The sequence below is a fragment of the Vibrio sp. Vb0598 genome (genome assembly GCF_033338935.1).
In the GTDB taxonomy this organism is placed as follows: Bacteria; Pseudomonadota; Gammaproteobacteria; order Enterobacterales; family Vibrionaceae; genus Vibrio; species Vibrio alginolyticus.
In genome coordinates this window covers 1-1,242 of sequence record NZ_JAWOTP010000177.1, presented here as the reverse complement: position 1 = coordinate 1,242, position 1,242 = coordinate 1, and the positions used below count along the sequence as shown (strand labels likewise).

The following is a 1,242-nucleotide window of genomic DNA, read 5'->3' as shown; positions in this document are numbered from 1 at the left end:
AGACCAAAGCAGTACGGTCACTAAAATTGCAGCGTATCCCAAAATCATCGTTGTCGCGTCCATGTGTAAAGTTCGCTGTAATTATTGAACGAAACTAACGCATCATGTTGGCAAAATGTGACGTACTTTGTTTCAGTATTGGTGTTAAACTGCGTTTAATTAATTAAATTTAGTGATTTTTGGCAAAGGGAGTTGGCATGGACAAAATTGATAGGCAGTTACTTCATCTCATACAGAAAGACGCCACATTAACGACAGCGGAGCTTGCTGACCAAGTAGGGCTCTCTGCTTCACCATGTGCGAGGCGCTTAAAACGTCTTGAACAAGAAGGGGTTATCAGCGGATATCGAGCAATGATCTCACGTGGCGCAGTAGGCATTGCGATGACGGTGTTCGTTGAAGTGAGTTTGAATAATCACCAAGCGTCGTCAATCGATGAGTTTGAAACCGCAATCGTCGATATGGATGAGGTGATTTCTTGTCACGTTGTATCTGGCGCTTACGATTATTTATTGGAAGTGGTAAGTAAAGATCTTCCCGGATACGAAAGCTTCACGAGAAAGCTGCAAAGGTTAGAAAACGTCAAAGACATCCACACACACCTTGCTATTCGGCAGGTAAAAGGAAATGGCTGTTTACCCATTTAATTTGATCATTGTGCCTGTAGTGAGCAAGAGGGGAGATAAATGAAGTGGCTCGATAGATTGAAGATTGCCAACTACCACCGCAAGCGTTACAAACAATTTGGTAATGATAAAGCGCGTACGCTGGGTTGGCAGGACGAATATAGCCAAATCAGCCGATTTGAAGCGCTGACTCGTAGCCTTTGTTTAGAGGCAGTTAGTATTCTCGATATTGGCTGTTGGTATGGTGATCTGCTTGAATATATTGAGAGCCAGAATCAATATCCAGCGCGCTATGTCGGCATTGATCAGCAGAAGCAGTTCATCACAAAGGCCAGAAAGAGAGCCTTTAAAACGCCTGTTAATTTCATTTGTGGCGACTTTTCTAAGCTTGTTCTTCCTCAAAGTGATTATGTGTTCGCGTCAGGTTCATTAAACTACAAATCGAGCAATGCCAATCATACGATTGAAATGATTGAGAAGATGTATCGAGCGGCTCGAATAGGCTGTATGTTTAACTTACTCGATGAAGAAAAGCTGCCGAGCATGAGAATGCTAGAATCGCATAACAAAGTGGGGGTGTTGCGCTCTTGTCGATGCCTATGCCCAGATGAACCAA

General features: G+C 43.2%; 2 protein-coding genes. Both read left to right on the top strand.

The genetic code is table 11. The features are described 5' to 3' along the window. The first annotated feature begins 197 nt into the window (after positions 1-197). Positions 198-647 (top strand): Lrp/AsnC family transcriptional regulator, encoded by a 450-nt coding sequence (locus R7Q38_RS23870; protein WP_005485150.1) that lies wholly within the window; start codon positions 198-200, stop codon positions 645-647. A gap of 39 nt (positions 648-686) precedes the next feature. Next, positions 687-1,242 (top strand): class I SAM-dependent methyltransferase (locus R7Q38_RS23865; RefSeq protein ID WP_318114533.1); only part of this gene is annotated, 556 nt, incomplete at its 3' end.

Coding starts and splice junctions, on each gene's coding strand:
- R7Q38_RS23870 (WP_005485150.1), top strand. CDS start 198: ATGGACAAAATTGATAGGCAGTTACTTCATCTCATACAGAAAGACGCC.